30 protein-coding genes are annotated in these 25,729 nt (G+C 32.7%); 24 read left to right on the top strand and 6 right to left on the bottom strand.

Annotated elements, in window-relative coordinates; genetic code table 11:
* Positions 1-73 precede the first annotated feature (73 nt).
* The 8 genes from AC1RPQ_RS06395 to AC1RPQ_RS06360 all read left to right on the top strand — a co-directional run bounded on the left by AC1RPQ_RS06395 (position 74) and on the right by AC1RPQ_RS06360 (position 6,387).
* Positions 74-1,051: a ribose-phosphate diphosphokinase gene (locus AC1RPQ_RS06395; protein ID WP_481761787.1), complete on the top strand. Its 978-nt coding sequence runs from the start codon at positions 74-76 to the stop codon at positions 1,049-1,051.
* Positions 1,052-1,538: 487 nt separating this feature from the next.
* On the top strand, positions 1,539-1,952 hold the full coding sequence (locus AC1RPQ_RS06390; RefSeq protein ID WP_481761786.1) for a hypothetical protein: 414 nt from the start codon (positions 1,539-1,541) through the stop codon (positions 1,950-1,952).
* Between the two features lie 58 nt (positions 1,953-2,010).
* A complete protein-coding gene (locus AC1RPQ_RS06385; RefSeq protein ID WP_481762192.1) occupies positions 2,011-2,820 on the top strand; it encodes a hypothetical protein in 810 nt (269 codons plus the stop codon).
* Positions 2,807-3,505 carry a hypothetical protein gene (locus AC1RPQ_RS06380; protein WP_481761784.1) on the top strand — a complete coding sequence of 233 codons (699 nt, stop codon included), beginning with the start codon at positions 2,807-2,809 and terminating at the stop codon, positions 3,503-3,505. The genes AC1RPQ_RS06385 and AC1RPQ_RS06380 overlap by 14 nt, the downstream gene beginning before the upstream one ends.
* The gene (locus AC1RPQ_RS06375; protein WP_481761783.1) at positions 3,469-4,164 is read left to right on the top strand and encodes a hypothetical protein; all 696 of its coding nucleotides are present in this window, start codon (positions 3,469-3,471) and stop codon (positions 4,162-4,164) included. The genes AC1RPQ_RS06380 and AC1RPQ_RS06375 overlap by 37 nt, the downstream gene beginning before the upstream one ends.
* Positions 4,165-4,180: 16 nt before the next feature.
* Positions 4,181-4,819, top strand: a complete 639-nt coding sequence (locus AC1RPQ_RS06370) for an ATP-binding cassette domain-containing protein (protein ID WP_481761782.1) — start codon at positions 4,181-4,183, stop codon at positions 4,817-4,819.
* The gene (locus AC1RPQ_RS06365; protein WP_481761781.1) at positions 4,816-5,331 is read left to right on the top strand and encodes a hypothetical protein; all 516 of its coding nucleotides are present in this window, start codon (positions 4,816-4,818) and stop codon (positions 5,329-5,331) included. The genes AC1RPQ_RS06370 and AC1RPQ_RS06365 overlap by 4 nt, the downstream gene beginning before the upstream one ends.
* A gap of 891 nt (positions 5,332-6,222) precedes the next feature.
* Positions 6,223-6,387, top strand: coding sequence for a hypothetical protein (locus tag AC1RPQ_RS06360; protein ID WP_481761780.1), 165 nt, complete (start codon positions 6,223-6,225; stop codon positions 6,385-6,387).
* A gap of 729 nt (positions 6,388-7,116) precedes the next feature.
* Here AC1RPQ_RS06360 and mscL read toward each other — a convergent pair.
* The gene (mscL, locus tag AC1RPQ_RS06355) at positions 7,117-7,566 is read right to left on the bottom strand and encodes a large conductance mechanosensitive channel protein MscL (protein ID WP_409021944.1); all 450 of its coding nucleotides are present in this window, start codon (positions 7,564-7,566) and stop codon (positions 7,117-7,119) included.
* A gap of 144 nt (positions 7,567-7,710) precedes the next feature.
* Here mscL and AC1RPQ_RS06350 point away from each other — a divergent pair, with 144 nt between their 5' ends.
* Together AC1RPQ_RS06350 and AC1RPQ_RS06345 are read left to right on the top strand one after the other, a co-directional pair.
* Complete coding sequence (locus AC1RPQ_RS06350) at positions 7,711-8,067, top strand: DUF3899 domain-containing protein (RefSeq protein ID WP_481761779.1); 357 nt, start codon at positions 7,711-7,713, stop codon at positions 8,065-8,067.
* A 17-nt stretch (positions 8,068-8,084) separates the two neighbouring features.
* The gene (locus AC1RPQ_RS06345; RefSeq protein WP_481761778.1) at positions 8,085-8,243 is read left to right on the top strand and encodes a hypothetical protein; all 159 of its coding nucleotides are present in this window, start codon (positions 8,085-8,087) and stop codon (positions 8,241-8,243) included.
* Between the two features lie 59 nt (positions 8,244-8,302).
* Here the strand turns inward: AC1RPQ_RS06345 and yidA are convergent, their stop codons facing one another.
* Together yidA and AC1RPQ_RS06335 are read right to left on the bottom strand one after the other, a co-directional pair.
* The gene (gene yidA, locus AC1RPQ_RS06340) at positions 8,303-9,118 is read right to left on the bottom strand and encodes a sugar-phosphatase (protein WP_409021948.1); all 816 of its coding nucleotides are present in this window, start codon (positions 9,116-9,118) and stop codon (positions 8,303-8,305) included.
* Positions 9,108-10,475, bottom strand: coding sequence for an HD domain-containing protein (locus AC1RPQ_RS06335; protein WP_481761777.1), 1,368 nt, complete (start codon positions 10,473-10,475; stop codon positions 9,108-9,110). The genes yidA and AC1RPQ_RS06335 overlap by 11 nt, the downstream gene beginning before the upstream one ends.
* Positions 10,476-10,643: 168 nt before the next feature.
* Between AC1RPQ_RS06335 and AC1RPQ_RS06330 the strand changes: the two genes are divergently transcribed.
* The 8 genes from AC1RPQ_RS06330 (at position 10,644) to AC1RPQ_RS06295 (ending at position 17,780) form a co-directional block, all read left to right on the top strand.
* Positions 10,644-11,084, top strand: coding sequence for a YwiB family protein (locus AC1RPQ_RS06330; RefSeq protein WP_481761776.1), 441 nt, complete (start codon positions 10,644-10,646; stop codon positions 11,082-11,084).
* A gap of 44 nt (positions 11,085-11,128) precedes the next feature.
* On the top strand, positions 11,129-11,725 hold the full coding sequence (gene rpoE, locus AC1RPQ_RS06325; protein WP_481761775.1) for a DNA-directed RNA polymerase subunit delta: 597 nt from the start codon (positions 11,129-11,131) through the stop codon (positions 11,723-11,725).
* Between the two features lie 220 nt (positions 11,726-11,945).
* Positions 11,946-13,538: a CTP synthase gene (locus AC1RPQ_RS06320; protein WP_481761774.1), complete on the top strand. Its 1,593-nt coding sequence runs from the start codon at positions 11,946-11,948 to the stop codon at positions 13,536-13,538.
* 116 nt (positions 13,539-13,654) lie between these two features.
* A complete protein-coding gene (locus tag AC1RPQ_RS06315; RefSeq protein ID WP_481761773.1) occupies positions 13,655-14,026 on the top strand; it encodes a GntR family transcriptional regulator in 372 nt (123 codons plus the stop codon).
* A gap of 2 nt (positions 14,027-14,028) precedes the next feature.
* Positions 14,029-14,922, top strand: coding sequence for an ATP-binding cassette domain-containing protein (locus AC1RPQ_RS06310; protein WP_481761772.1), 894 nt, complete (start codon positions 14,029-14,031; stop codon positions 14,920-14,922).
* Entirely contained in the window at positions 14,922-15,968 is a 1,047-nt protein-coding gene (locus AC1RPQ_RS06305; protein WP_481761771.1) for a hypothetical protein, read from the top strand. Before AC1RPQ_RS06310 ends, AC1RPQ_RS06305 begins: the two co-directional genes overlap by 1 nt.
* Before the next feature lie 145 nt (positions 15,969-16,113).
* Positions 16,114-17,010 (top strand): ABC transporter ATP-binding protein, encoded by an 897-nt coding sequence (locus AC1RPQ_RS06300; RefSeq protein WP_481761806.1) that lies wholly within the window; start codon positions 16,114-16,116, stop codon positions 17,008-17,010.
* Positions 17,010-17,780, top strand: a complete 771-nt coding sequence (locus AC1RPQ_RS06295) for an ABC transporter permease (protein WP_481761770.1) — start codon at positions 17,010-17,012, stop codon at positions 17,778-17,780. The genes AC1RPQ_RS06300 and AC1RPQ_RS06295 overlap by 1 nt, the downstream gene beginning before the upstream one ends.
* A 78-nt stretch (positions 17,781-17,858) precedes the next feature.
* On the opposite strand, the gene AC1RPQ_RS06290 is transcribed toward AC1RPQ_RS06295, so the two are convergent.
* Together AC1RPQ_RS06290 and AC1RPQ_RS06285 are read right to left on the bottom strand one after the other, a co-directional pair.
* Entirely contained in the window at positions 17,859-18,542 is a 684-nt protein-coding gene (locus tag AC1RPQ_RS06290; protein ID WP_481761769.1) for a metallophosphoesterase, read from the bottom strand.
* 254 nt (positions 18,543-18,796) lie between these two features.
* On the bottom strand, positions 18,797-19,804 hold the full coding sequence (locus AC1RPQ_RS06285) for a DUF1002 domain-containing protein (RefSeq protein WP_481761768.1): 1,008 nt from the start codon (positions 19,802-19,804) through the stop codon (positions 18,797-18,799).
* Between the two features lie 225 nt (positions 19,805-20,029).
* Between AC1RPQ_RS06285 and AC1RPQ_RS06280 the strand changes: the two genes are divergently transcribed.
* The 3 genes from AC1RPQ_RS06280 to AC1RPQ_RS06270 all read left to right on the top strand — a co-directional run bounded on the left by AC1RPQ_RS06280 (position 20,030) and on the right by AC1RPQ_RS06270 (position 21,705).
* The gene (locus AC1RPQ_RS06280; protein ID WP_481761767.1) at positions 20,030-21,139 is read left to right on the top strand and encodes an NADH-dependent flavin oxidoreductase; all 1,110 of its coding nucleotides are present in this window, start codon (positions 20,030-20,032) and stop codon (positions 21,137-21,139) included.
* A 154-nt stretch (positions 21,140-21,293) separates the two neighbouring features.
* Complete coding sequence (locus AC1RPQ_RS06275) at positions 21,294-21,524, top strand: helix-turn-helix domain-containing protein (RefSeq protein WP_481761766.1); 231 nt, start codon at positions 21,294-21,296, stop codon at positions 21,522-21,524.
* Positions 21,502-21,705, top strand: coding sequence for a hypothetical protein (locus AC1RPQ_RS06270; RefSeq protein WP_481761765.1), 204 nt, complete (start codon positions 21,502-21,504; stop codon positions 21,703-21,705). The genes AC1RPQ_RS06275 and AC1RPQ_RS06270 overlap by 23 nt, the downstream gene beginning before the upstream one ends.
* A 56-nt stretch (positions 21,706-21,761) precedes the next feature.
* Here AC1RPQ_RS06270 and AC1RPQ_RS06265 read toward each other — a convergent pair whose 3' ends face one another.
* Positions 21,762-22,217 carry a MerR family transcriptional regulator gene (locus AC1RPQ_RS06265; RefSeq protein WP_481761805.1) on the bottom strand — a complete coding sequence of 152 codons (456 nt, stop codon included), beginning with the start codon at positions 22,215-22,217 and terminating at the stop codon, positions 21,762-21,764.
* Between the two features lie 172 nt (positions 22,218-22,389).
* Between AC1RPQ_RS06265 and AC1RPQ_RS06260 the strand changes: the two genes are divergently transcribed.
* The 3 genes from AC1RPQ_RS06260 to AC1RPQ_RS06250 all read left to right on the top strand — a co-directional run bounded on the left by AC1RPQ_RS06260 (position 22,390) and on the right by AC1RPQ_RS06250 (position 25,663).
* On the top strand, positions 22,390-23,850 hold the full coding sequence (locus AC1RPQ_RS06260) for an MDR family MFS transporter (protein WP_481761764.1): 1,461 nt from the start codon (positions 22,390-22,392) through the stop codon (positions 23,848-23,850).
* Positions 23,850-24,602 (top strand): DUF4811 domain-containing protein, encoded by a 753-nt coding sequence (locus tag AC1RPQ_RS06255; protein ID WP_481761763.1) that lies wholly within the window; start codon positions 23,850-23,852, stop codon positions 24,600-24,602. Before AC1RPQ_RS06260 ends, AC1RPQ_RS06255 begins: the two co-directional genes overlap by 1 nt.
* Positions 24,603-24,733: 131 nt before the next feature.
* Positions 24,734-25,663: an alpha/beta hydrolase gene (locus AC1RPQ_RS06250; protein WP_481761762.1), complete on the top strand. Its 930-nt coding sequence runs from the start codon at positions 24,734-24,736 to the stop codon at positions 25,661-25,663.
* Positions 25,664-25,729 lie beyond the last annotated feature (66 nt).

Here is a 25,729-nt window from a genome sequence, read left to right as displayed (position 1 = left end):
GATTTTAACTTGCAATTTACTTGATTAATATTTAAAATTTTAAGTAGGGAAAATTAAATAACTGGAGGCACATATGTCAGAACATTATTTTGATCCAAAGTTGAAAATTTTTGCTTTGAACTCGAATAAACCATTGGCTGAAAAAATTGCTGATGCTGTTGGTGTTAAATTAGGTAAAACCTCTGTAGATCGCTTTAGTGATGGTGAAATCAGAATTAATATTGAAGAAAGTATTCGTGGAGATCATGTTTACATTGTTCAATCAACATCTGCACCCGTCAATGACAATATTATGGAATTATTAATTATGATTGATGCTTTGCGTCGCGCAAGTGCTAAATCAATTAATGTCGTTATTCCTTACTATGGTTATGCTCGTCAAGATCGTAAAGCACGTTCACGGGAACCAATTACAGCAAAATTAGTTGCTGACATGTTAGAAAAAGCTGGTGCAACAAGAATTTTAGCGCTTGATTTGCATGCTGCTCAAATTCAAGGATTCTTTGATATCCCAGTTGATCATTTAATGGGTGCACCTTTATTAGCTGACTACTTCTTAACCGAAGGATTAGATAAAGATTCTGTTGTCGTTTCACCTGATCATGGTGGAGTGACACGTGCTCGTAAATTAGCAGAATTCTTGAAAGCACCTATTGCAATTATTGATAAACGTCGTCCTAAAGCTAACGTTGCTGAAGTGATGAACATTATTGGTACCGTTGAAGGCAAACGTTGTATCTTAATTGATGATATGGTTGATACGGCAGGAACAATTACGCTTGCTGCTCAGGCTTTAATGGATGCCGGTGCAACTGAAGTGTACGCAAGTGCAACTCATCCGGTTTTATCAGGTCCAGCTGTTGAAAGAATTGCAAAATCACCTATTAAGCAATTTATCGTAACAGATTCAATTCAGTTACCTGAAGATAAGAAAATTGATAAATTAGTTCAAATTTCAGTGGGTCAATTAATTGGGGATGCAATCACGAGAATTCATGAAAACAAACCAGTTAGTCCATTATTTAAAAATCGTTTCCATAATGAAAAATAAAGTTAAGAAAGTTAGATAACTAATGTTGTCTAACTTTTTTTGTATCCAAATTTAGGACATAAAAAAACCGTCAGTCCAGGGAGACTGACGGAAAAAGGGAGTAGAGATAATTAATTTCAGGGGAGAAATTAGTTATGAGTTAGATTAATTTATTCGGGGAAATAAATTAAAATTTAAAAGTTATTAATTAAGGTATGAAGTTATAATAACAAGTAGTTGTGAAGAAAATGTGACGTAAAAAGGAAGAAAGTTCTTCTCGTAGTTAGTACGTTAGAGTAGTAAGCAGTCTGTTTACTTGAATATCTTAGGACTTAATAGATCTTACTAAGAATGATAAACAACATTAAAGTGATTTTTTATTAATATTAGCATTAATTTTATATTATATATAAATTATAAAAGTCTTTTTTAACTTGAATATTATTGTTTTGAGTTAATTATTTATATATAATATTAAATGCGTAAGGGAGAATTTTAAGGAGTTTTTATGAAAAAATTAATGTCATTTATTTTAGTTGCAATATGTGTTTTTGGTATAGCAATTTTAAGTTCAGATCGTGTAGAGGCTAACAATCCGAATTATGTTCATCTTGCTAATAGATGGAATGATCCTTGGGACGAAACTTATAGAATTCAAAAGTGGAGTAAAACTGCGTATGAATTAAACATCAAAAAGATATCGGGAAAAATACGTGTGGAAGCTTGGGGACACTCTTATAAGGCTGGTCGTACAGGAAATGTATCTGTTTCTAAAGGAAAAAAATATGTTATTAAATCTAAAGGACAGACAAAATTAACTAATTATTTAGTAGAGTGGTATGGAACAGGAAACAATGCATATATTGTAAATAGTATTCATGCATATGGTAGTGCTGATGGTAATTGGAAACCTGATAGATAAGAAGAAATAATGTGCTCTCTTACGCATTATATTAAAATAAAAGATTGGTGTGAAAAAAATGAATTCTTATTGGCTGTCGCGTATGGCGAAGAAACAATATTTTTATGGCATATTAGTGGGTTTTGCTTTAATAGTAGTTCACGTGTCTATGGATATGTTACCTAATAGGACTTATCTAGATGGTTCTAATTTAACTTTTACTGTGATTACAACATGGATAGGTATAGGTGGTACTGGTAGCGATTTTTCAGCTTTATTTTATTTGTTATTACCTTTATTTTCAGTGATTGGTTTGAATCTAATTGTCTTCGAGGATAAACAAACAGGTTTTATTAAACAATATGTACAAAAAAAGGGAATTATTAATTATTCTATTCATTCATTTAGCTTAAGCTTTATTTCAGGATTTTTGATTGGGATACTACCTTTATTATTGGATTTATTAGTAGCATGGTGTTTATTCCCTAATCAACCATTAGATGCTGTATTAAATAATAATCTGGGACTTGCATCGAATTCAACATATTTTATGAAGGACCTTTTCCAGCAATCATATACGGGGATTTTATTTTATATTTTACTTGCAGGTTTGTTCGCAGGTGTTTTTTCTGTAGTTGCCGCGAGTGTTAGTTTATATGTAAAAACAATTTATAGTGTGGTTAGTTTTAGTTTTTTACTGTGCTTATTTATAAGTGTTTTAGCTGCTGTATTTCCTTTTTATCTTGCTGCACCTTTGTCGCTTCCTATGGTAGGAGGACCCGCGGAGGGCCTACCTCCTTTATCATTTATTATGGGGATTTTGTTTTTGGTTCTCATTGTAGCTTATCTTTTTAATTTTATGGGAGTAAAACGTAATGCGATTATTTAAAATATATTTAAAAACTAAACGGTCTCGTGACTGGGTAATAGATATTCTTACGTTCTGTTTATTAATTATTTTATCTCTTTTTGAATATTATTTATTTTTAGGTAATGAAAAGAATAGTTCCTTTATTGACGTAGTCCAAGGAGGACTACAAAATAGTTTAAATATTGAAAATATAATGATTCTTTTCTTTCCAATATTGATATTATTACCCTTTCAGGGTTCTAAATTTCCAATTATGTATTATATAAGAAAACCTTTTTCTTTTTTGAGAGTACAAGTGAATTACTTTTATGCCATATATATTTGTGCATTTGTTATCTCTGGAATCCTTTTTTTAATTTTAAATAAGGATAATTTAAAATATAATATAAATGGCTATCAGCTAGTTACAATGGTTATTTATTTTATCGCAATGTATGTTTTTTATAATTTAATAGCGTCCTTTTATTGCCTCACAGGAAATAAAATTATATCGTTATTTTTAATTTATGGTTATTATCAATTAGAAATATTTTTGAACGAAAGAGGGATTAGATTGTTTTTTAATCATGGCATAATCAGTCTTGGATATAGTGTTAACACGTTATATTTAATTCAAAATATATTCTTTATACTACTCTTTTTTATTATTTTGGAGGTTTTTCAAAGATGGATTTTATCAAAAAAAGAATACTCTATAAATTGAAGTTTTTCAGTATCTTAGTTTTTAGAAATATTTATTTAACGATTTATTATTCTAAATGGCGTACGGTGCTCATTTTTATTATGCTAACGATGATGATCATATTGTGCAAAAGAGATCAAGTGAGTGGTATGACGAGCTTACTATATGGTGCTTCGTTAGATACTGAGGGAGAATCTTTTCCTTTATTTTGGTTCATCTTTGTGATTTCTCCAGCATTAGCTATTGGAAATTCACAAATGTTACTATGGAAATCAGATTTTAAAATTCTACATAATATTGGATATAAAAATTATTTATTTAGCAATTTATTGATGTTAGGAATTTATAATAGTTTTTTTTATTTTTTGATAGTGATTATAAACGGTTTTGGTATCTCACATTTAGCTTTCTATAGTTATCTATTTATATTTAGTTTCACCTATCTTGTATTGTTATCAACAGCGTCATTTTTATTAGATGATTTTATACTACCCTTAATAGGGAGTTTAGCAGTCATAATATTAGATGTTTATATTTCTCACATATCCATTATAGACGCAACAATGCTCTCTAGATTTAACCCTAATCATAATTCGGTTAACATTATAATTTTATTAACGATTATATTGAGTTGCATCATTATCTCACTTATAAAAATTAAAGATATTGATTTTATTTAAAGAAAGTAGTGTAAAAATGAAAATAATAGAGTTGAAAAACATTTCCAAAAGAATTAAGCAAAAAGATATTTTAGTAGATATCAATTTATCAATTGAAGAAGGAATCGTTTGTGGATTCAGTGGGCCAAATGGTGCTGGGAAATCCATGATATTTAATACGATTATTGGGTTTGTAAAGCCTACTGAAGGTGAAGTTTGGGTTAATGGAAAATATATCAGAGTAGATGAACTTTTTTCAAGCAGCATTGCTTTTTCTATGGATAGTATTGGTATGTTAGAAGATTTTTCAGTTCTTAAAAACTTGGACTTAATTAATCAACTAAATAGTCATAAAATGACTAAGAATGAATTGAACGAAATGGTAACTTATGTTGGACTAGATCCTAATGATAAGCGTGCGATTAAACACTATTCATTAGGAATGAAGAAAAGGGCCTCAATTGCTTGTTGTTTAATCAATGATGCACCTATTTTAATATTAGATGAACCTAGTAATGCACTAGACGATAGTGGAAAAGACTTTTTGCGTCAGTTAATTATCGATCAAAAAGCAGCAGGGAAAACAATCCTTATTTCTAATCATGATAGTGTTTTCTTAAACGAAGTGAGTGATAAAATCATTCACATTTCAGAAGGTAGAGTTATTCTAAAATGAAAAATAAAAATTCGTGGAAACTAAGTCAGAGAGGATTACTTATTTTGGGAGGCATCTGCTTACTAGCAAGCGCTGTATGGTTATGGAATGCTCATGCAGCAGTAACCGAACAATATAAAAACAGTCAAATTAAGAATGTGTTTGTAACATCTAATCATCAAAAAATAGTAAATGAAAAATTTGTATTTACTAAAATCAAGCATCACGTCACTAAAGACTCAGACGAAGCTTACTACAATGACAGTATTGATGTCGATATTGAATCAAAAAAAGATGGTGACTTTCCACTCGGAGGGCTATTTGTTATGAATAGTTCTTATGATGTGACCCAATCTGATATGCTTAATGAAAAAGGTGAATCTGATTCTTCGCTGCATGTCGGGATAAATCATAAGACTTTAAAAGCAATTATTAGAAAAGGCTCTGGTAATCGTTCTTTTAATTTAGTGTTTTTAACTTCGTCCAAACCAGGTACTAATATAAAATATATCTATCAAAGTGATTTTAAGTGAATATCACTAGGTAAATTAAATTAATTTAGACAGTCCCGGCAGGTAATGCTAGGGCTGTTTTTTACTATTCTTAAAGTATTCAAATTCAACATAAAAAACCGTCAGTCCGGGGAGACTGACGGAAAAAGGGAGTAGAGATAATTAATTTCAGGGGAGAAATTAGTTATGAGTTAGATTAATTTATTCGGGGAAATAAATTAAAATTTAAAAGTTATTAATTAAGGTATGAAGTTATCATAACAAGTAGTTGTGAAGAAAATGTGACGTAAAAAGGATAAAATATGATTACTTTTTTTGTGGGGTGAAAGTATAGGATATATAATATTTTAGTAGTTTTTACATAAAGATTTTCTTAGAATAAAGCACTATTTGAGCTGATTATTAAATACAACTTTTCTACTACCCTTTAAAATTGATAAAGTGTATATTAAAAGGTAGTAAATATAGTTTAAGAAAGTGTTGCTATGGTTCTTTTAGCTCAAGAATTGTTAAATTATAACTTATAAGACTGTTTAAGGCTAGCAGAAGGTAAATGAAAATTAAAGATTCATTTGAATTGTTTGTAACCTATCAAGTCTATTCTATAATATTTTGATTGAATAAGGGTTGAATAATTAGTCAATTAATTAAAGGTGAAATAATTTATGGAATTAAGATACTTTATGAAGAGTCTAATTGAATAGGGAGTGATCCATATCCGGTACAAGATTATAATATTATATTAAAAAATTTAGAGAGCCTGACTTTGATTATGCAGGAGAGTTACCCAAAATATCTATGGCTTTTAGTACGTCTAGTACAGTAACTAGTGTTGGGGCAGAACTTGGGGTAACTTTAGTTACTATTTTCATAGTCTTTGTAGGTTCCTTAATAATATAGAAGGAGAAGAATATGATAGAATTTGAGATAAAAGTATTAATATTTTTATTAATTGGTACGCTTGTATTTATGATTTTAAAAATGCGGAAATATAAAAAAGAAATTACCGAACTTAATGATGTGGAAAAGAAGCAACAAGAACAAATAAGTAGATTAGAAGGGAAAAATAATGAATAGTTATGATCTAGTTTATCTTGTTATGCCTTTAGTATTATTTTGTATTTGGATTGCTTTCTACATTTACTTATGTGTATGTTTATATAAATATAAGAAAGCTAGACGAAAAGTAATAATTAGTTCTGCTAAACTTAATGAATTAACAACAAAAAAGATATTAGAACTAGAAAAAAAGTTAAAAAAATAGAATAAAAACTAATTAAAAAGAGAAGTAATCAGAAATCAATCTGGAGACTTCTCTTTTTAATTTATTATAGAGCTAATCGATTCTCAGAATAGTCTTGTGTCTAATCTGAGAATATAACCAATTAGGTTGGGCATTAAACTTAGACTTCAAACGTATATTTAATTAGAGACAGTACTCGTAATGTTAAAAAGGGGGACCAAAATAATCTTAGATTGTTATTTATTACTACAGATTATAACGCTTGAATATTATGATTTTATAGTCGATACACTTTAATTTTAAGGGTATAAAAAAACCGTCAGTCCGGGGAGACTGACGGAAAAAGGGAGTAGAGATAATTAATTTCAGGGGAGAAATTAGTTATGAGTTAAATTAATTTATTCGGGGAAATAAATTAAAATTTAAAAGTTATTAATTAAGGTATGAAGTTATCATAACAAGTAGTTGTGAAGAAAATGTGATGTAAAAAAGATAAAATATAAGTAAAATAAAAAAACTTGATTCCGATTAAAAATCAGAATCAAGTTTTTATTAATTATTATTTAGTCTTCTTTTGCAATTTTTTCTTCAATTTTTTTTGATGCTTCTCGAGGTAAGTCACTATCTCTTTCAGCTAGTAAGTTACGGATATCTTTTAAATATTCTTCTGTAGGTGTTAATGTCGTTTCTGAAGATTCTTCTTCCTTATCATTAGATCTACTTGTTGCATTTCTAAGTGCTGTGATTCCTTTAAGCAACATAAAGATAACAAAGGCTACGATTATAAAGTTAATGACATCGTCTAAAAATTGTCCGATTTTGAAAGTTGTATCACCAATTGTGAGAACGATCCCTGACAAGTCAACTTTACCGACGACAAGTGCAATGATAGGACCAATGATGTTAGTTGTGAAAGACTTAACGATTGTTGTAAATGCACCACCAATAATAACAGCGACTGCCAAATCCATCACATTTCCGCGAGTGATAAAATCTCTAAATTCTTTTAACATGTTTGATGAGTCTCCTTTAATTTGGTTAACTGTATCTTAAAGTATAACGGATTTTATAGGATAAGTGAACTGAAAATTGTGAGTTAATAGGTTTGAATGATATAATCAAAGCACAAATTAAAAGCGAGCGAGGAACTAACTATCATGAAACAGGCTAAAAGGAATGTCACATTTTTATTAAGTGTACTGGCAATCATTACTGCGATTATCTGGATCCGTGTTGGAGGGGATAGTTTTTCTTTATCTAATGTATATTTTTATATTGGCATTATATTAATTCTAGTCGGCATTATATTAATTTTGAGCCAAGCACAACTATTCGCTGGCTGGTTTAAACGACGAGATAAAGGTGAATCTAAAGAAGATTATAATGAACGTAAAATTGATGTTAAAAGTGTAGGAAGTAAAAAAAATCGTCCGCTTAAAATATCACCATTGATGCGTAGTTGTTTTATTGTTGGTGCATTATTGATTTTGATTGCTGTATTAGTGACTATTTAAACTAGGGAGATGATGTCATGAATATTTTTTTGGGTATTATCATCGTTTTGTGTTTTGCTGTAGGAGCATACTTTGTAGATGGTGGATTTGCAGAAAATGCTGGATCATTATATAAACAATTTAAGCAATCAAAGTTATCTTTTAGAGAATTTATGCGATTGTTGTTTAGAAGATAATTCGCCAAAAAAACGGACCTAACTTTGATTATTCAAAGTTAGGTCCGTTTTTAATTTATTTAATCAGCTAATGCATATTTTTGGATTGCTTTAGCAACACCTAACTCAACGTTAGTAGCAGTTACTGCTTGAGCATTATCTTTAACTTCTTGAATGGCGTTACCCATGGCAACACCTAGACCTGCTGCTTGGATCATTGATAAATCATTACCTTGATCACCAAGTGCCATAACCTCGTCTTTGGTGAAACCTAATTTATCAGCCAAGGACATAACGGCATTTCCCTTGCTGGCATTTTTGTTTAGGAGTTCTAAAAAGTAAGGTTCACTTTGAACGTAGTAATAATTATCGGTAATTTTTGCGGGTAATTCCTTAACGACACGTGTAATAACTTCAGGATAATCAATATACATCATTTTCGAAATGACGATATTCTTGTCCATTTCTTCAGGTTTTCGGAAACGAATAGGCATTTGAACTAAGAATGACTCTGCCACAGAATATTCACTGATATCAGCATTAGGTGTATACATTAATGCTTGATCTTCAGCATGAACATGGACGTTTAATTCACGACTTGTTTCTTCGATTATGTTGTAATCATTAATATCTAACGTATGATGAATTAAAACTTCACCAGAGCCTGAAACTTGAACTAAAGCACCGTTAAAAGTAATAACAAAATCATCATCTGATGTTAAACCGAGTTTTTCTAAGTATTTTGTAACGCCTGTTAAAGGACGTCCGGTACAAAGGACAACTTTGATGCCAGCAGCTTTAGCAGCTTTAATAGTAGTAATAGTTTCTGGGGCGATTTCTTTTTTATCATTAACGAGAGTACCGTCAATATCGATTGCGATTAATTTAATTGTCATGTTGTGTATTCTCCTTTGGGTTGATTAAAGTATCATTATTAAGATAAGTTCTAAATTGTGTATAAATGTCAGTGAATAAATCGTTCTCTGATTTTACTAATTCTCTTGGGAAGAAGAAACGACGGTCGCCTGATACTTTACCAGTAATAGAAGCAACGAGGTCACTGACGCTAGATAATTCAACAAGTGAACCATCTTCTTGAGCTAATTCGATTTGGGTGCGCGGCTTATCTTTGGTTGGATCATAGGCATCATAAGGTAAGTCGTAACTGTCATTTTCTGCCGTATAGTAGTCAGGTTGAAAGCCAGCTGATTCAATAAGACGTTCTAGAGTAGGTAATAAATCAACAGTCTCTTCATCAAATTTGATTGATTTAAATGGTTTGCGATCCAGGAAACGGACAGCTAAGTCACTTAAGATATTATCAGTATTTTGACGCCATTCCGTGAAGTAAGTGGTTAAAACACCGTCATCTAATTGTAAATAATCATCTAATGAAAATTCATTTTTAAAAAGTGGAATCAATAATTTTGGTGAATCCTCGGCACTTAAGCGATTATTTTCGTATAGGTATTTAGCCCGATTTAATAAATGACTTAAAATAACTTCCATTGATCTAGAAATAGGATGGAAATAAACTTGGACGTACATTTGGAATCGGCTGACAATATAATCTTCAACGGCATGCATCCCATTGATATCAAATGCAATCCCGCCTTTATAAGGACGCATCACACGTAAAATCCGAGTTAAGTCAAATGTACCATAATTTGTACCAGTGTAGTAAGAATCACGTAATAAGTAATCCATTCGATCAGCGTCTATTTGACTCGAAATCAATTGGACAACTTGTGGATTAGGGTACGTTTTTTGAATAACACTTGCCACTTTTTCTGGGAAATCAGCAGAAACTTTTGCTAAAACTTGATTAATCTCAGTTGATGGATCAGTTAAAATTTGAGCAGTGATAGCTTCGTGGTCCGTTTTGAAAATGTGCTCGAAAGTATGTGAGTATGGACCATGGCCGATATCGTGTAAAAGAGCAGCGCATAACGCCACTAATTTTTCGGAGTCGTCCCATAAACCGTCGCCAGCTTCTTTGCTTGGATAATTTCGTTGGAAATTATCGCAGATTCGACGTGTGATTTCATAAACACCCACGGAATGGGTGAAACGTGAATGTTCCGCTCCATGAAAAGTTAATGAAGTTGTACCGAGCTGTTTAATTCGGCGTAAACGTTGGAATTCTTTAGTATTAATTAAATCTAAAATAACTTGATGTTGCACATAAATGTAATCGTGAATAGGATCACGTAACACTTTTTCTCTAGCAAGTAACGGCGATTGTTCGAGCAATAGAATCCCTCCTCGAAAATTTAGATAGTAAATAAGTTCGTAATACTTCTATTATAACGAACATTCGTAATTTAGTCATGACATAATGATGATTATAGGTAACGACATTCATTTAAATCTAAGTTATAATACAGTGAAACGATAAGGTGAATGGAGGAATTAAGTTGTATGGCAATCACGTTAGATAAACAAATTGCGATCCATTTGGAAACAATTAAAACACAAGAAGGCGAAGTTGAACGCTATGTCATCGAAACAACGGGACAACTCGTTCGTTTAGGCGATGGGATGTATATCAGATATAAAGAAGAAGACGCAGAGTCTGGTAAAAAAAATCCAGTTACCTTTAAATTGCAAGATGATGGTGAAATTCAATTAACTCGAGAAACAGATGATATACGCACAAAATTAATTTTTTTAGCGCAAAAAAAAATTAATGGGGTTTATAAAACAGCGTATGGTCGTATTCCAATTGAAATTGAAACAACGCAATTAAAAAGTCAGTTAAATAGCCAACCAATTTCGGGATCACTTGATATTGATTATCGCTTAACAACAAGCGGTGAATTGTTGGGAGACTATAATATACGATTGCAATTTACGGCATAAAAATGTATGATTAAGAGTAGACTTTTGGAAAGGACGTGTGCTAGTTGGAGCTTAAACAATTCGATGGCCAAAACAAAGACGAGTTATCAATGATCGAGGTTGCTCACGCAATCTTATCGCAACATGGTGACGTCATGGGTTTTGCTGACTTAACTAATGAAATCCAAACATATCTTGGTAAAAATGATTTAGAAGTGAGAGATCGCTTATCACAATTTTACACAGATTTAAATGCTGATGGTAGCTTCATTTCACTTGGAGAGAACTTATGGGGATTACGTTCATGGTATCCCTTCGATTCAATCGATGAAGCTGTTGCTCATGTAGAAGATGAAGACGATGAAGATCGTCCTAAACGTAAAAAACGTAAGAAAGTTAATGCTTTCTTAGCAGATGCCGCTGATGATGATGACGTTATTGATTACAATGATGATGATCCTGAGGACGACGATTTAGATGCAACTTATGAAGATGACGACGAAGATGATGATGAAGATACAGAAATTAAAGGTTATGATAAAGATTTAGATGAAATAGCTGATAGTAATTCTGATGATGAAGAAGAATTACCAGAAGGTATTGAAGATCAATTATCTGAAATATCCGATGAAGATGCAGAAGACGACGAGGAAAATAATTAAAAGGACTTGACGATTTCGTCAAAACCCTGTAATATATTTTTTGGGCGCCTCGCAGGTATTTCTTGCGAGGACAAACGCACGGTTGATACAAGCTCCCTACACTGATTAGATTATTCTACTCGGCTTAGGGGGCTTGTTGTTTTTTATAGACATAATGAACAATAACTATCAGGCCACAAACACAGAATCCCCACAAAAATTAACCCAAAGGAGATTTATAATGACCAAATATATATTTGTTACAGGTGGCGTTGTTTCGTCAATTGGTAAAGGGATTGTTGCAGCATCTCTTGGCCGTTTATTAAAGAATAGAGGCTTGAAAGTTACTATTCAAAAGTTTGATCCTTATATCAATGTGGATCCAGGAACAATGAGTCCCTATCAACATGGGGAAGTTTTCGTAACTGATGATGGTACAGAGACTGATTTAGATCTTGGTCATTATGAACGTTTTATTGATATTAACTTAAATCAATATTCAAACGTAACGACTGGTAAAATTTATTCAGAAGTTTTACAAAAAGAACGTCGTGGTGATTATTTGGGTGCCACAGTTCAAGTTATACCACATATTACAAATACAATTAAAGAAAAAATTATGCGTGCTGGAACAACAACGGATTCTGATGTTGTAATTACTGAAATAGGTGGAACTGTTGGTGATATTGAATCATTGCCTTTCCTTGAAGCATTACGTCAAATGAAAGCTGATGTCGGTTCAGATAATGTTATTTATATTCATACAACATTGATTCCTTACCTAAAAGCTGCAGGTGAAATGAAAACGAAACCTACACAACATAGTGTTAAAGAATTACGCGGATTGGGTATTCAACCAGATATGTTGGTTGTTCGGACTGAAGAACATATCTCGCAAGATATGCGTAATAAATTAGCTAATTTCTGTGATGTTGAACCAGAAGCCGTTATTGAATCAATGGATGTTGATACATTATATACGATTCCTTTAGCGTTACAAAAACAAAAAATGGACCAAATCGTTGTTGATCATTTGAAATTAACAACACCAGAAGCAGATATGACTGAATGGCAAAAACTTGAAACACAAGTTTTAAATTTGAAGAAAACAATCAATATTGCGTTGGTTGGTAAATATGTTAAATTGCCAGATGCTTATATTTCTGTTGCCGAAGCATTGAAACATGCTGGATACACTGTTGATGCTGATGTTAAAATCACAATGGTTGATGCAGAAAAATTAGATGAAAGTAATATTGTTGAAACGTTGCAAGATGCTGATGGAATCATCGTTCCAGGAGGATTCGGTAATCGTGGACTTGAAGGGATGATTCTTTCAATTCAATATGCGCGTGAAAATAATGTTCCATTCTTAGGTGTTTGTCTTGGTATGCAAATGGCATGTATTGAATTTGCACGTAACGTTGTTGGGCTCCAAGGCGCACATTCAACTGAAGCTGTTCCAGAAACACCACATAACATTATCGACTTGATGACAGATCAAGAAGATGTTGAAGATATGGGTGGAACACAACGTCTTGGTTTATATCCATGTAAATTAAAACCAGGAACGGTAGCAGCTGCAGCTTATGATAATCAAGAAGTTATCCAAGAACGTCACCGTCATCGTTATGAATTTAATAACGAATACCGTGAACAACTTGCTGATAAAGGATTGGTTTTTGCTGGAACATCTCCAGATAATCGTTTAGTTGAAGTTGTTGAAATTCCTGAAAATAAATTCTTTGTGGCAGCTCAATACCATCCAGAATTTTTATCAAGACCACAACGTCCAGAAGGTTTATTCCAAGCCTTTGTGAACGCTACAGTTTAATAAATGTAATTGAAAGAGATAATAACAATTTGTTATTATCTCTTTTTTTATGTCTAAAAGGGTTGTATTTAATATGTGTACTATGTATTATAGTACACATGGATGAGGTGAGATAATTGCAAATTAATAAGACGAGTAGTAAACCGTTTTATGAACAATTGATATCAGGTATAAAAGAAGATATTTTTAAAGGAATTTTGCAGACAGAAGACAAGTTGCCGTCAGTTAGAGAAATGGCTAAAATTCATGAAATGAATCCAAATACGGTTAGTAAAGCGTATAAAGTTTTAGAATCACAGGATGTAATCGTGACAGTTAAAGGTCGAGGGACATATGTCAAAGCCAATAATGAGAGCAATCGCGATGAACGACAAATCCAAAAAAATCGTGAGGCATTGTTAGATACGATTAAAGAAGTGACCTATCTCGGTGTCCAAGAAGATGAGATTCAGGGTTGGGTTAAGTCGTATTTTGAAAAGGAGGACTAAGAATGGGATTTGAAATTAAAGGTTTATCAGAGAAAATTAGTGACAAAGAGATACTTAATGATATTAATATGTCTTTAGTCCCAGGGGAAATAGTGGGTCTAATTGGTCGTAATGGAGTTGGTAAAACAACCTTATTCAGATCAATTTCAGGCCAATACATACCAGATCAAGGTGATATTTTAATTGATGATCAATGGATGAAAGAAGATTCATCATTGAAGGAAAAACTCTTTTATTTAGATACACAGAATAATTTTTTAGACAGCTACACAATAGATAAGATTGTCGAATTCTATGAACTCGCTTATCAAACGTTTGATCGTCAAAAATATGATAATTGGGTCACAGAATACAACCTACCTAAACAAACAAAATATCGTCAATTTTCTAAAGGGATGCAAGGATTATTTAATATTATTTTGGCCTTTTCCACTGGTGCACCATATGTTATTTTAGATGAACCACTGGACGGGTTAGATGTAATTGTCCGTAAACAAGTTTTCCAAATTATTATTGATGCCGTTGCTGAAGACCAGCGAAGTGTACTTATTTCTTCACATAATTTAGAAGAATTAGATCGATTAATCGATCGCGCAATGGTTTTAAAAGATGGACATATTGTGAGTGATTATCGTTTGGAAGACACGCGTTCAGAATCACGAAAAGTTCAATTGGTGTTTAAATCAAAAGAAATTCCAGCTTTCATTAAAGAAAATAGCCGAGCAATGAGTATTCAAGGTCGTGTCGTCACTGTTTTATTTGAACACTATTCAGATGAAATTGAAGCTCAAATTGAAGCTGAAGATCCGGCATTATTCGAAGAATTACCGTTAACGTTGGAAGATTTATTCCGAGCAAGTCTTTCGGCTAAAGAAAATACCGGAGGTGGGAAGTAGTGACAGTTAATAGAAGATTGAATCAGATTATTTGGCAGAGATATAAGTGGATTGTTTTATCACTTGTTGCACTTATTGTGGTTGTTATGGGGTTTACACTACATAATTCGGTTGACACTACGGGAATAGACGCGGCCAATCTTACTTATACAGAGTTTGTTCAAAGTGAAAAAGATTCGGCAAAAGCGGATCATCGTAAAATAGGTTCAGTTAGCAGAGCAACATATGAAAAAAATAATATTAAAATAAAAGATGTAAGTATTCATGATGGTACATTTCAAAATGCAAAAACAGCACTAGTTATTTTTAGTCTGGGTGCTATCTTATTAGGGATATTTACTAATATGTATGATATGCAAACTAAATTTAATGAATTTATATTTTCAAGCTCATTTTCTAGAAAACGCATTTTCTTAAAAAAAATTGGTCTAATGTTACTACCTGCCTTACTTACTTTTATTGTAGGTTCAATTATAACAACATTTGTTGCTGATGTAGCTATCTCAGTAAGTAATCCAAATTTTATATCAGATAGAATGATACATTTATTCTTAGATAGTAGTCAATTGATTGCGCTATACAGTGTTGGCCTTGTGGTAGGTGTTTTAGTTCGTCGGGTTGTAGCATCTGTCGTCACTGCGTTGGGATTCACTGGCTCGGCCTTGATATGGTTTGCTTACTTTGAAGGATTCATTTTTGATCAAACGCAAGACATGTCTAATACTTATTATCTTGTACTAGGATTTATATACTTGATTGCTGGGTTATTGATGATAGTGATGGCAGTTCATTATTTCAACAAATTATCATTAGAACAGGATAGTCCTTATTTACAATTCGATTATTTAAAACTACCACTACTCATTTTTACAACGGCTTATATAGCTATTTTAATGGCTGTAGTTAATTATGATACAATTGGGGAAAAAATAGGATATGGCTTGATAAGCGGCTGTATTACAGTCATTGTTGCTTATATTGTTATTTATCGTCCACAAAATATTAGTCAAAAATTGCAACGTATTTTTTCGAAAAATAAAAAATAAAAGTAAAATGGCTACCTATTTCTCTAAGAATAGGTAGCCATTTTGACCTTACAGACTTGTTAGTATGTAATAAAAGGGAATTGTGCTAAACTACTGTTTATAGGAATGTAAAAGCAATTATTGGGAGGGATTCAATTTGAAAGAAATGTTAACAATAAACAATTTAACTAAAAGTTTCGGTAAAAAGGTAGTCCTCAAAGGTATTAATTTTACAATCGCAGAAGGTGAGATTGTTGGGCTTGTTGGTGCTAATGGCGCTGGTAAAACAACCATCATGAAATCAATTCTTGGATTATCAAATTACCAAACTGGAGAAATAACAATTGACGGTAAAATTGTATCAACAACTAGCCATCAAGGGTTAGAAGAAGTTGGTGCCTTAATTGAATATCCTGGTATCTATCCATTTTTAAGTGGCTATGATCATTTAAAATTATTCTCTGAAATCAATACCAAAGAAGAATTAGATGAAATTGTTGCTGATTTGCATATGACAGATTACATTAATCGTAAAGCTAAATCATATTCATTAGGAATGAAGCAAAAATTAGGAATTGCATTAGCTTTATTAAATAGACCAAGATTAATTATTTTAGATGAACCTATGAACGGATTAGATCCTCAAGCAACACGTGATGTCCGCGAACTTGTTTTAAAGTTATCTAAACGCGGGACAGCGTTCTTGATTTCAAGTCATATTTTAGGTGAATTAGAGAAAATTGTTGATCACTTTATTATTTTAAATGAAGGTAAAATAATGAAAGCAATGTCTACTACTGAATTAAGTGATAGTAGTAAGCGATATGTTTTACTAGAGACGACGTCAAACGAGCAAGCTAAAGTTCTTTTAAAGGCCGCTAATTATGAATTGGCAGTTGATCAAACAGTTAAAGTAAAGGTAGACGAACAAGATACTTTAGCAAATATTATCCAAGTGCTCTACGATAATAAAATTCAAATAAATGATGTACGTCATCAAGAACATGATATGGAAGAATCACTATTGAATTTATTAGATAGTAATGACGGAGGTAAGGCTTAATGTTAACTTTAGTTAAACAAGAATTATTTAAGTTAGGTAAAAAGAAATCTACAGCGATTATATCAGCGATATTACTTGTTTTTATTTTTGGGGTAGCACTTTTAACAAAAATATATAGTTCGATTTTCGATCCAGCAAGCATGGTACAAAGTGGATTTGGATCTATTCAATTAATTATTTTCATTTTAATTGCGTCAGCAAGTGTTATTATTGCTATGGAAACACAGTTTGGTACAATTAAGGATTTGCTTTATCGGAAATATTCACGTGGAGCTGTTTTAGCTAGTAAATGGCTTACAATATTAATCTATTCGATTTATTTGAATGTTTTAATATTCGTGGCTTCAATTATAGCTAAATTAGTGCTTTTACCAATGGTATCCTTGTCAGATAAAATAGATAACCAAACGATTGTTATGTCTTTAATAACAACGTTAGTGGGGAATTTTATTAGTACCTGGTTGATTTTAAGTTTGGTATTATTATTGGCTAGTATCTTTAGTAGTTCAGGTGCTTCGATTGCAGCTGGTATTGTTTTTTATTTCTTAACATCTATTTTATCAGGAATCCAAATGTTAGCTATTGCTAAATGGGATTGGATTAAATGGAATCCACTTAATATGATGAATTTAAGTAATCAGTGGGCAGACGGACAGGAGTTTGAAAAACTAACTCAATTAACGAATAACGAATTGATTATAGGTAATCTAGCTTATACGGCACTATTTTTATTTTTAGGTTATTTTGTTTTCAAACGTAAAAATGTTTAAAAAAAGTGTATCGTCAATTAATTTTTGACGATACACTTTTTTTGTCCAATAATTATGAGTAGCTTAAAATGACTATTACTAAAGATACAAGTCAAATACTGCAATCTGTGGAGGTACTAGGAATCGAGCTGAGATTCGAGATGTTCCAATACCACTATTAACATATAATTTTGTATTGTTCTTTAGTGTATAAAGGCCACTAGAGTAGCCACCATCTCCGTCATGATCAGATAATAATCCTTTATTAGTGAAAGGAATACGAATTTGGCCACCATGTGTGTGACCACTTAAAATTAAATCGACGGTATTAAATGAACCATTTGACAAACTAGGTTCATGAGCCATTAAAATATGGTACGTTGAATTGGATTTATCAGGAGCTACTGTCGTTTGGACATCGGGGATACCTAATTGAGAGTCATCTACACCACCCAACCAAATGGATGAATTTCCACCTACATTGATAGTCGTTGAACTATTTTTAAGGACAGTAAAACCACCTTGATTCATTACAGTAGTGTAAACTCTGGCTGCACCGCCACCGTAATCTTTATTTCCATATACTGCGTATTTTCCATAGGTTGATTTAATTTCACTTAGTTTTTGAACAATAGCTGTTACGGGATGGTATTGATTGTAATTGCTGAATAAATCACCTGTAAATAAGACCAAATCTGGTTTTTCTTGATTGATTTTATTAACAATTTTTCCGAAATTTTCAGGTGTATAATCATCTGCTATTTCGACATCACTAATTTGCACAATTTTAAGTTTCTTTTTAGTAGTATCTGCCTTATTTAAAGCAATATTTTTAACGACAACGCGGTAAGGCTCTATTTTAAATGCGTAAAAGGTACATGCGGCACTTACTATTAATAGGATGAAAATGACACTTAATATTTTTTTCTTCGTGATAGTATCATGCCTCCGTTTGATTAGTTAACTAAAAAAACCTACAGTAAGATTTTTAGTCTAAAACTGTAAGTTCTTCTTAAAACCTATATGGTTAGTTTTATTTATGAAATCCAAGAACTAATAGCTGACCAGATAGCGTTAAAAAATGAAACAATTGCGTCCCAAATTTTTTGTAGGAAGTTTCGATTTTCAGCTGTGTCTAATTTGCTGAAAATATCTTTAGCACCATCTTGAATATTTGTTGCAACTTTACTTGCTTGTGATTTGAAATTTGATGAATCTAAAGCACCTGAATCACGAATCTTGATTAACACGGCAATAATATCTTGTTTTTGATTATCAGTAATGACATTTGTTAAGTTATTATTTGTGATTTGGTTATTTACAATAGTAGTAATTTGATTATTTGTAATAGAACTACCTTCTTTAGCCATATCATTTTTAGCACCGGCTACAGCGTTATTCAATTGTGAATCAGTATACCCATCTTTGCTTTTATTGGCTTGTGTAATGTCACTTAAAGTCGACATTTCATTTTGTGCGGCAGTGACTTGTTTTGTATTTAGAGCGTCCCCGTTTGTAGCGAAGGCTGCATAAACACCAGCTAAAGCACCTGATCCATCTATTGGTGTAGCAGAAGTGACATAGATATTGGCATCAGTTACACCAGCTGTTAATGCGGCGTTTTTATATTGGTTTTCTGTAATTGTGGTGATGTTATTTTTACCATTGTAGTCTAAAATTTCAACGTTGATACCAGAACCACTGCTCGTTTTTTGAACCATAGCAGATGACCAGACACCTGAAGTTGATGTAAATGAGCCACCAGAACTATTGAGATATTTAACTAAAGTTGCGCCATTTACGGGTAATGTCGAATATGAAGAACTACCGTTTAAGCTAGCTGTTAAAGTTGAAAGTGTTCCTGATTTTTGTGAATCTGTTAAACTTGTTCCTAATGTGACAACTGGATTTGACCAGTCAGTTGTTGTGCCCGATGTTGATGAAGCTGAGCTTGAATCATTAGTTGCAGCAGAGGCAACAGATCCTAGACTCAAGACAGCTAATGTTGTAAGAGTTACTGTATAAATTAATTGTCTGAATTTCATAATGGTTTGCTCCTTAAATAGCATGTATTTTAATTTTATTATACCTATCTGATGAAGGAATCATAATAATTGAGTTTGAATAATAGAAAAAATTAAGATTTATCATCATTGAGAGATTTCTTTGTAAGTGAGACAATGAGCGCATCATTTAATCTAGCAACATAATTTTGAGTAGTATGGTATGACTAATTTAAATAAAACTAACGACTGAATGGGAGAATAACGATGACAAAAAAGATGACGGATACCTTTAGATTCAGGCGGGGATTGGAATTGAAAAATAGAATCTTAATGGCGCCAATGACCGTTAAGATGAGCTACTATGATGAAGTTGTTACACATGATGAATCAGATTATTATGCACTACATTCAGGCGAAGTTGGGGCTGTTATTACGGCAGCTACCAGTGTCCAAGCAAATGGAAAAGGTTGGGAAGGCTCACTTGCCATCTATGATGATAAGTTTATTCCCGGGCTAACGAGATTGGCATCGGCAATCAAAAAGAATGGGACTAAAGCTATTTTACAAATTTTCCATGCGGGTCGTATGACAAATTCAACGGTACTTAGAGGACAATTACCAGTTTCAGCCAGTGCTGTTGCGGCAGAAAGACCAGACGCAGAAATTCCTAAAGCATTGTCAGAAACTGAAATTTTAGAGTTGATTGAATCCTTTAAATCAGCAACAAAACGAGCAATTAAAGCGGGATTTGATGGCGTTGAACTGCATGGTGCGAATACGTATTTACTACAACAATTTTTTTCACCACACTCAAATAGACGTCATGATGCTTGGGGTGGCACGCTTGATAAGCGATTTAAATTCATTAATGATGTAGTTGATGGTGTTATTGAGAGTGTTGATCAATCAGGTGTAAAAGATTTTATTGTTGGTTACCGCTTTTCGCCTGAAGAATATGAAAAGCCAGGTATTAGTATGGAAGATTCAATGATTTTGATTGATAAACTTGCTGATAAAAAATTAGATTATCTACATATCTCATTAGGTAAGTATAATAGTGTTTCGAGAAATATAAATTTCAATGAAAAATCAAGAATGGATTATGTCCAAGAAAAGATAAATGGTCGTGTTCCATTAATCGGGGTAGGAGATGTTCGGACTCGGGAAGATGTTAATGGTGTTTTGGCTAACGCTGATTTAGTAGCCGTTGGTCGTTCACTCTTAATTGATCCTAAGTGGACATCAAAGTTATTGAATGGACAAGAAGAAACTATAAAAAGAACCTTAGCTAAAAATGATCGGGAAAAATTAATGGTTAGCGATGGTGCTGTTGAATTTTTAAAAGATATGATGCCTGAGCGGTTAGTTGATTAAAAAACAAAACTAAATCTAGACAAATAGTGTGTTGCAAATTTAATTTGCCGCATGCTATTTTTAGTTGCGGCCCTTTCAACTAGCGGTTGCCTGTTGCACCCCTTGCTGTATGCTAATATTTGAGATGTTAAATAGAGGAAAGAAGGTTATAGGGATGAAAATTATATTTGCGGAACAACTCGTTAAAATACGTAAAGAGAAAAAAATGTCACAAGAAGAATTGGCAAATCAATTGTTTGTATCAAGACAAGCTGTATCAAAATGGGAAACAGGAGAAGCTGAACCTGATTTGGGAAAAATTGAATCGGTAGCCAAAATTTTAGACGTCCCTGTAGAAATATTACTTTTTGGTGGCGATGCCAGTGAAAAAAACGTCAGAGTTTAAAACTAGAATTAAACGATTTATAGAAGAAGATGAATCAGATAAAGATTGGCACGAAAATCATAGATGGCGTGAGTGGCAATATAAACCGATTAATAATGGGTGGGAATTCCTAGCTCGCTATTACTGGATTATTTTTGCACTCATTGGCATGATTGCATGGGGGATTATGGGTCTAAAATAGATATGATAATAAAGAAGCTTTCAATACTTGTCTACAAACAAGTATTGAAAGCTTCTTTATTTTACCGGAACAACTTTTATTTCAGTTGAGTCATCATGAATGACAATGTATAACGTTTGAGTTTCTTCTTTATCAAAGAAACCGAGATTAATACAGGGTAAACCATCGATTTCTTCCACGCCAACGAAACGATCCGTAAATATCTGACGAACCATTTTACCCATTTCTTTATGGGCATTTGCTTTAGCGGCAGCTGTTTTAAGTGTAAATCCAGAGTCTAAGTAAGATTTAATTAATCGAATAATTGATAAGGTATGGTAAGAATATTTTCTATTCTGATTTTTATTAGTATTAATAGAATCAATAAAGCCTTTTTGTTCCCAATAACGAATTTGACTCTGAGTGAGCCCAGTTGTTTCGGCAATTTCACCGATTCCGATTGAAAATGTATCATTCTTCATAATAACGGCCATTCTTTTTGCATAATCTTTAATGTTTGCAATATCGTCCATATCTGCCAAACGAATATACCTCCTAAATAAAAATTTATCTAACAATCTCATTGTGATGTTTACTATACTGATTATATATATATTAAAACGTTTGTCAACTTACTTGACATTAAAGCGAGATAGTCTTATATTAGTCTTCGAAGATAAATTAAAGAAAAAGAAGGTTTTAAGTATGGATGGATTAGATGCAAAGGGTAAACCATATAATCGCCCCATGCTAATTGCAATTTTATTAGTAGGGACATTTTGTACGGTTTTGAATCAAACAATTTTAGCAACTGCATTTCCAACATTAATGGATGAATTTGACGTAACAACGTCAACTGTTCAATGGTTAACAACAGGATTTATGTTAGTCAACGGGATTTTAATTCCAGTTAGTGCATGGTTAAGTAGTCGTGTAAATACCAAATGGTTATACATAGGTGCTATTGGTATCTTTGAATTAGGAACAGTTTTAGCATTTATCGCACCTAATTTTGGGGTATTGTTAACAGCTCGCTTAGTTCAAGCAGTCGGTGTTGGGGTAACAATGCCTTTATTACAAACGATTATGCTTTCAATTTTCCCACCCGAAAAACGTGGTGCTTCAATGGGACTTGCCGGTTTAGTTATCGGACTAGCTCCTGCAATTGGACCTACACTTTCAGGTTGGGTTATTGATAATGCTTCATGGCGTGATCTTTTTGGTATGATTATTCCATTAGTAGGAATTGTTTTTGTGGCTTCTTTCTGGTTTATGAAACCGGTCATCAAAACACACAAATCTAAAATTGATGTCTTATCATTGATTTTATCAACAATTGGATTTGGTGGCTTACTTTATGGATTCTCAACAGTTGGAGATAACGGCTGGGGAAGTACCTCAGTACTTAGTTTCCTTGTTGTGGGTGTTATTTTTATTGGTTTATTCATATGGCGTCAATTAACAATGGAAAATCCTTTCTTGGAATTACGTGTTTTTGCTTCCCAAGAATACACAATTGCAGCCGTTTTAAGTTCAATTGTTAACATGGCTATGATCGGTGTTGAAATGATTCTACCAATGTATCTCCAAATTGTACGTGGAGATAGCGCATTTGAGTCAGGATTAACCTTATTGGCTGGTGCTTTAATGATGGGGATTATGAGTCCGATAACGGGACGATTATTCGATATTTATGGTGCTAAGAAATTGGCAACTGGTGGTATGTTCTTATTAACACTTGGTACAATTCCATTCGTTTTCTTAACAAAAGATACGCCAACTTTATACATCACAATTATGTATGCAGTTCGTATGTTTGGGATTTCAATGGTTATGATGCCAACAACAACATCAGGGATGAATGCATTACCAGCTAACTTGATGGGTCATGGAACGGCTGTTAATAATACAGCTCGTCAAATCGCAAGTTCAATCGTAACAGCGGTTATGATTTCCGTTCTAACAAATGTAACAACAGCTGCATTACCAGCTAAATCAATGCTTAAATCGGCACCATTAGATTACAAAACAAAAGCTATTGATGCGACATTAAGTGGTTATCATGCTGCCTTTATCATCGCAGTCGTTTTCTGTGTGGTTGGGCTCGGATTTTCATTCTTCTTAAAATCAAAACAACAAGTTTTAAAAAATGGAGGTAATAAATAATGATTATTTTATTATTAATTCTTTCAATTATTTTATTCTTCCTTACGTGGAACCTCATCCGTAATAATGTACTGAGCTACATTTTAGGTGGCATTTTTGCACTTTGTATTATTCTTACAGGTGGCTTAATTGTTGCTAACTACAGTGCACATTATGGAATGGAAAAAGTAACGACAACTAAGACAGAACAATTAGCTTCTAGTTCTAAAGAGATGGACATGTTACTATATCAGCCTATCGGTACAGATGGATCTGAAAAAGTCGTTATTTATAAAAATACGGCATCACAAAAGAAAACAAAGGCAACTAAGACAGACGATACAACTAGCAAGATTGTTGAAAATGCTAAGAGTAACAAATTAGTTACTAAAGAAACCCGTTGGACTTATAAAGGTAATGGGTATCGATTAATGTTTGGTATCGCTAATAACGATAAAACTTTAGTAAAACGTACGCATACATTCTACGTTAAAAAGAGTTGGACAACATTAACGGTTAAGCAAGCTAAGGCCATGCCTAAAATTGCTAAAGTAGAAGCAGCTAAAATGAATACAAAGGCAGGAAAAGCTAAACTTGCTGCGGATGGTGCTACTTTTGTTAAAGCAGCTGTCACAAATGCTATGATGAAAGATGCATCAATCTCGAAAGCTGATCAAGCTAAGATTGCAGAACAAGCAACAACAATTTTCAAGGCACAAACAAAAGCAAAAGTAATGCAAAACGTATTAAAAGAAGTTAAAGAAATTAAATAAACCGTTATTTATTTAGTAACCACACTAGTTTATCCAACTAATGTGGTTATTTTTTTAAATTAAAACGTGAATTATAAAATAAACAATGCTATAATACGTTAATGGCATAAACGATAAAGGAGTTTCTTTGAATGAAAAAGAAAATTATAATTTGGATTGTCAGTATTTTAGTGTTATTAGCGGTTGCAATTACAGGGGGTAGTTTCTATCTCTATCACTATGCCATTCAAAATACAGAAAAAACATTAACGGGAACATCAAAAGGAACACCAAAGCGAACAATTGAAGCAAAAAAATGGTTGGCCAGTACTAAAAAAGAAAACTGGACAGAAACATCAGCAGGTGAAAATTTAAAATTAGTTGCTGACTATGTACCGGCGGCAACTAAATCTTTAAAAACAGTTGTTGTGGCACATGGTTACATGGAAAATAAAGAAAGTATGGCTTCATATATAAAATTATTTCATGATAATGGCTATAACGTTTTAGCGCCAGATGATCGAGGCCAAGGTAAAAGTCAGGGCGATTATATTGGTTTCGGATGGAAAGATCGCTTAGATTACATTAAATGGACCAAAAAATTAATTGCCGAAAAGGGAACAGATCAAAAGATTGGCTTGTTTGGAGTTAGCATGGGTGGTGCTACTGTCATGATGATGAGTGGTGAAAAGTTACCAACTCAAGTTAAAGCAATTGTTGAAGATTGTGGTTATACAAATGTTGAAGATTTGTTAGCTTATCAATTGAAACTCCAATTCAATTTACCAAAAGAACCATTAATAACAACTTCTAGTTGGGTAACTCAGTTACGTGCGGGCTACTCTTTTGCAGAAGCTGACTCTGTTAAACAATTAAAGAAAAATAAATTACCAACATTATTCATTCATGGCGACAAGGATGATTTCGTTCCTAGCGCAATGGTTTATGACAACTACAAAGCCTCAGCAGGTACGAAGGAATTGTGGATTGTGAAGGGCGCAGGTCACGGAAAAGCGTTCAGTAAGGATCCAGAATTATATACTAAAAAAGTCGTTAAGTTTATGAATGATAATTTAGATTAATAATAAAATCATTTATTTTTTAAATAACATCAAAAAGTGTGGGGGTACCCTCTATTTTTGATGTTT

Source organism: Dellaglioa sp. CoH-57-MRSF-21 (genome assembly GCF_056781915.1).
Note: the sequence above shows the minus strand (reverse complement) of the source record. Positions and strands in the feature narration are given on the sequence as shown.

Bases quoted from the DNA above. Each gene is read 5' to 3' on its own strand.
- AC1RPQ_RS06395 (WP_481761787.1), top strand. From the start codon at position 74: ATGTCAGAACATTATTTTGATCCAAAGTTGAAAATTTTTGCTTTGAAC.
- AC1RPQ_RS06390 (WP_481761786.1), top strand. From the start codon at position 1,539: ATGAAAAAATTAATGTCATTTATTTTAGTTGCAATATGTGTTTTTGGT.
- AC1RPQ_RS06385 (WP_481762192.1), top strand. From the start codon at position 2,011: ATGAATTCTTATTGGCTGTCGCGTATGGCGAAGAAACAATATTTTTAT.
- AC1RPQ_RS06380 (WP_481761784.1), top strand. From the start codon at position 2,807: ATGCGATTATTTAAAATATATTTAAAAACTAAACGGTCTCGTGACTGG.
- AC1RPQ_RS06375 (WP_481761783.1), top strand. From the start codon at position 3,469: ATGGATTTTATCAAAAAAAGAATACTCTATAAATTGAAGTTTTTCAGT.
- AC1RPQ_RS06370 (WP_481761782.1), top strand. From the start codon at position 4,181: ATGAAAATAATAGAGTTGAAAAACATTTCCAAAAGAATTAAGCAAAAA.
- AC1RPQ_RS06365 (WP_481761781.1), top strand. From the start codon at position 4,816: ATGAAAAATAAAAATTCGTGGAAACTAAGTCAGAGAGGATTACTTATT.
- AC1RPQ_RS06360 (WP_481761780.1), top strand. From the start codon at position 6,223: ATGATAGAATTTGAGATAAAAGTATTAATATTTTTATTAATTGGTACG.
- mscL (WP_409021944.1), bottom strand. From the start codon at position 7,566: ATGTTAAAAGAATTTAGAGATTTTATCACTCGCGGAAATGTGATGGAT.
- AC1RPQ_RS06350 (WP_481761779.1), top strand. From the start codon at position 7,711: ATGAAACAGGCTAAAAGGAATGTCACATTTTTATTAAGTGTACTGGCA.
- AC1RPQ_RS06345 (WP_481761778.1), top strand. From the start codon at position 8,085: ATGAATATTTTTTTGGGTATTATCATCGTTTTGTGTTTTGCTGTAGGA.
- yidA (WP_409021948.1), bottom strand. From the start codon at position 9,118: ATGACAATTAAATTAATCGCAATCGATATTGACGGTACTCTCGTTAAT.
- AC1RPQ_RS06330 (WP_481761776.1), top strand. From the start codon at position 10,644: ATGGCAATCACGTTAGATAAACAAATTGCGATCCATTTGGAAACAATT.
- AC1RPQ_RS06320 (WP_481761774.1), top strand. From the start codon at position 11,946: ATGACCAAATATATATTTGTTACAGGTGGCGTTGTTTCGTCAATTGGT.
- AC1RPQ_RS06310 (WP_481761772.1), top strand. From the start codon at position 14,029: ATGGGATTTGAAATTAAAGGTTTATCAGAGAAAATTAGTGACAAAGAG.
- AC1RPQ_RS06300 (WP_481761806.1), top strand. From the start codon at position 16,114: ATGTTAACAATAAACAATTTAACTAAAAGTTTCGGTAAAAAGGTAGTC.
- AC1RPQ_RS06295 (WP_481761770.1), top strand. From the start codon at position 17,010: ATGTTAACTTTAGTTAAACAAGAATTATTTAAGTTAGGTAAAAAGAAA.
- AC1RPQ_RS06285 (WP_481761768.1), bottom strand. From the start codon at position 19,804: ATGAAATTCAGACAATTAATTTATACAGTAACTCTTACAACATTAGCT.
- AC1RPQ_RS06280 (WP_481761767.1), top strand. From the start codon at position 20,030: ATGACAAAAAAGATGACGGATACCTTTAGATTCAGGCGGGGATTGGAA.
- AC1RPQ_RS06275 (WP_481761766.1), top strand. From the start codon at position 21,294: ATGAAAATTATATTTGCGGAACAACTCGTTAAAATACGTAAAGAGAAA.
- AC1RPQ_RS06265 (WP_481761805.1), bottom strand. From the start codon at position 22,217: ATGGACGATATTGCAAACATTAAAGATTATGCAAAAAGAATGGCCGTT.
- AC1RPQ_RS06260 (WP_481761764.1), top strand. From the start codon at position 22,390: ATGGATGGATTAGATGCAAAGGGTAAACCATATAATCGCCCCATGCTA.
- AC1RPQ_RS06255 (WP_481761763.1), top strand. From the start codon at position 23,850: ATGATTATTTTATTATTAATTCTTTCAATTATTTTATTCTTCCTTACG.
- AC1RPQ_RS06250 (WP_481761762.1), top strand. From the start codon at position 24,734: ATGAAAAAGAAAATTATAATTTGGATTGTCAGTATTTTAGTGTTATTA.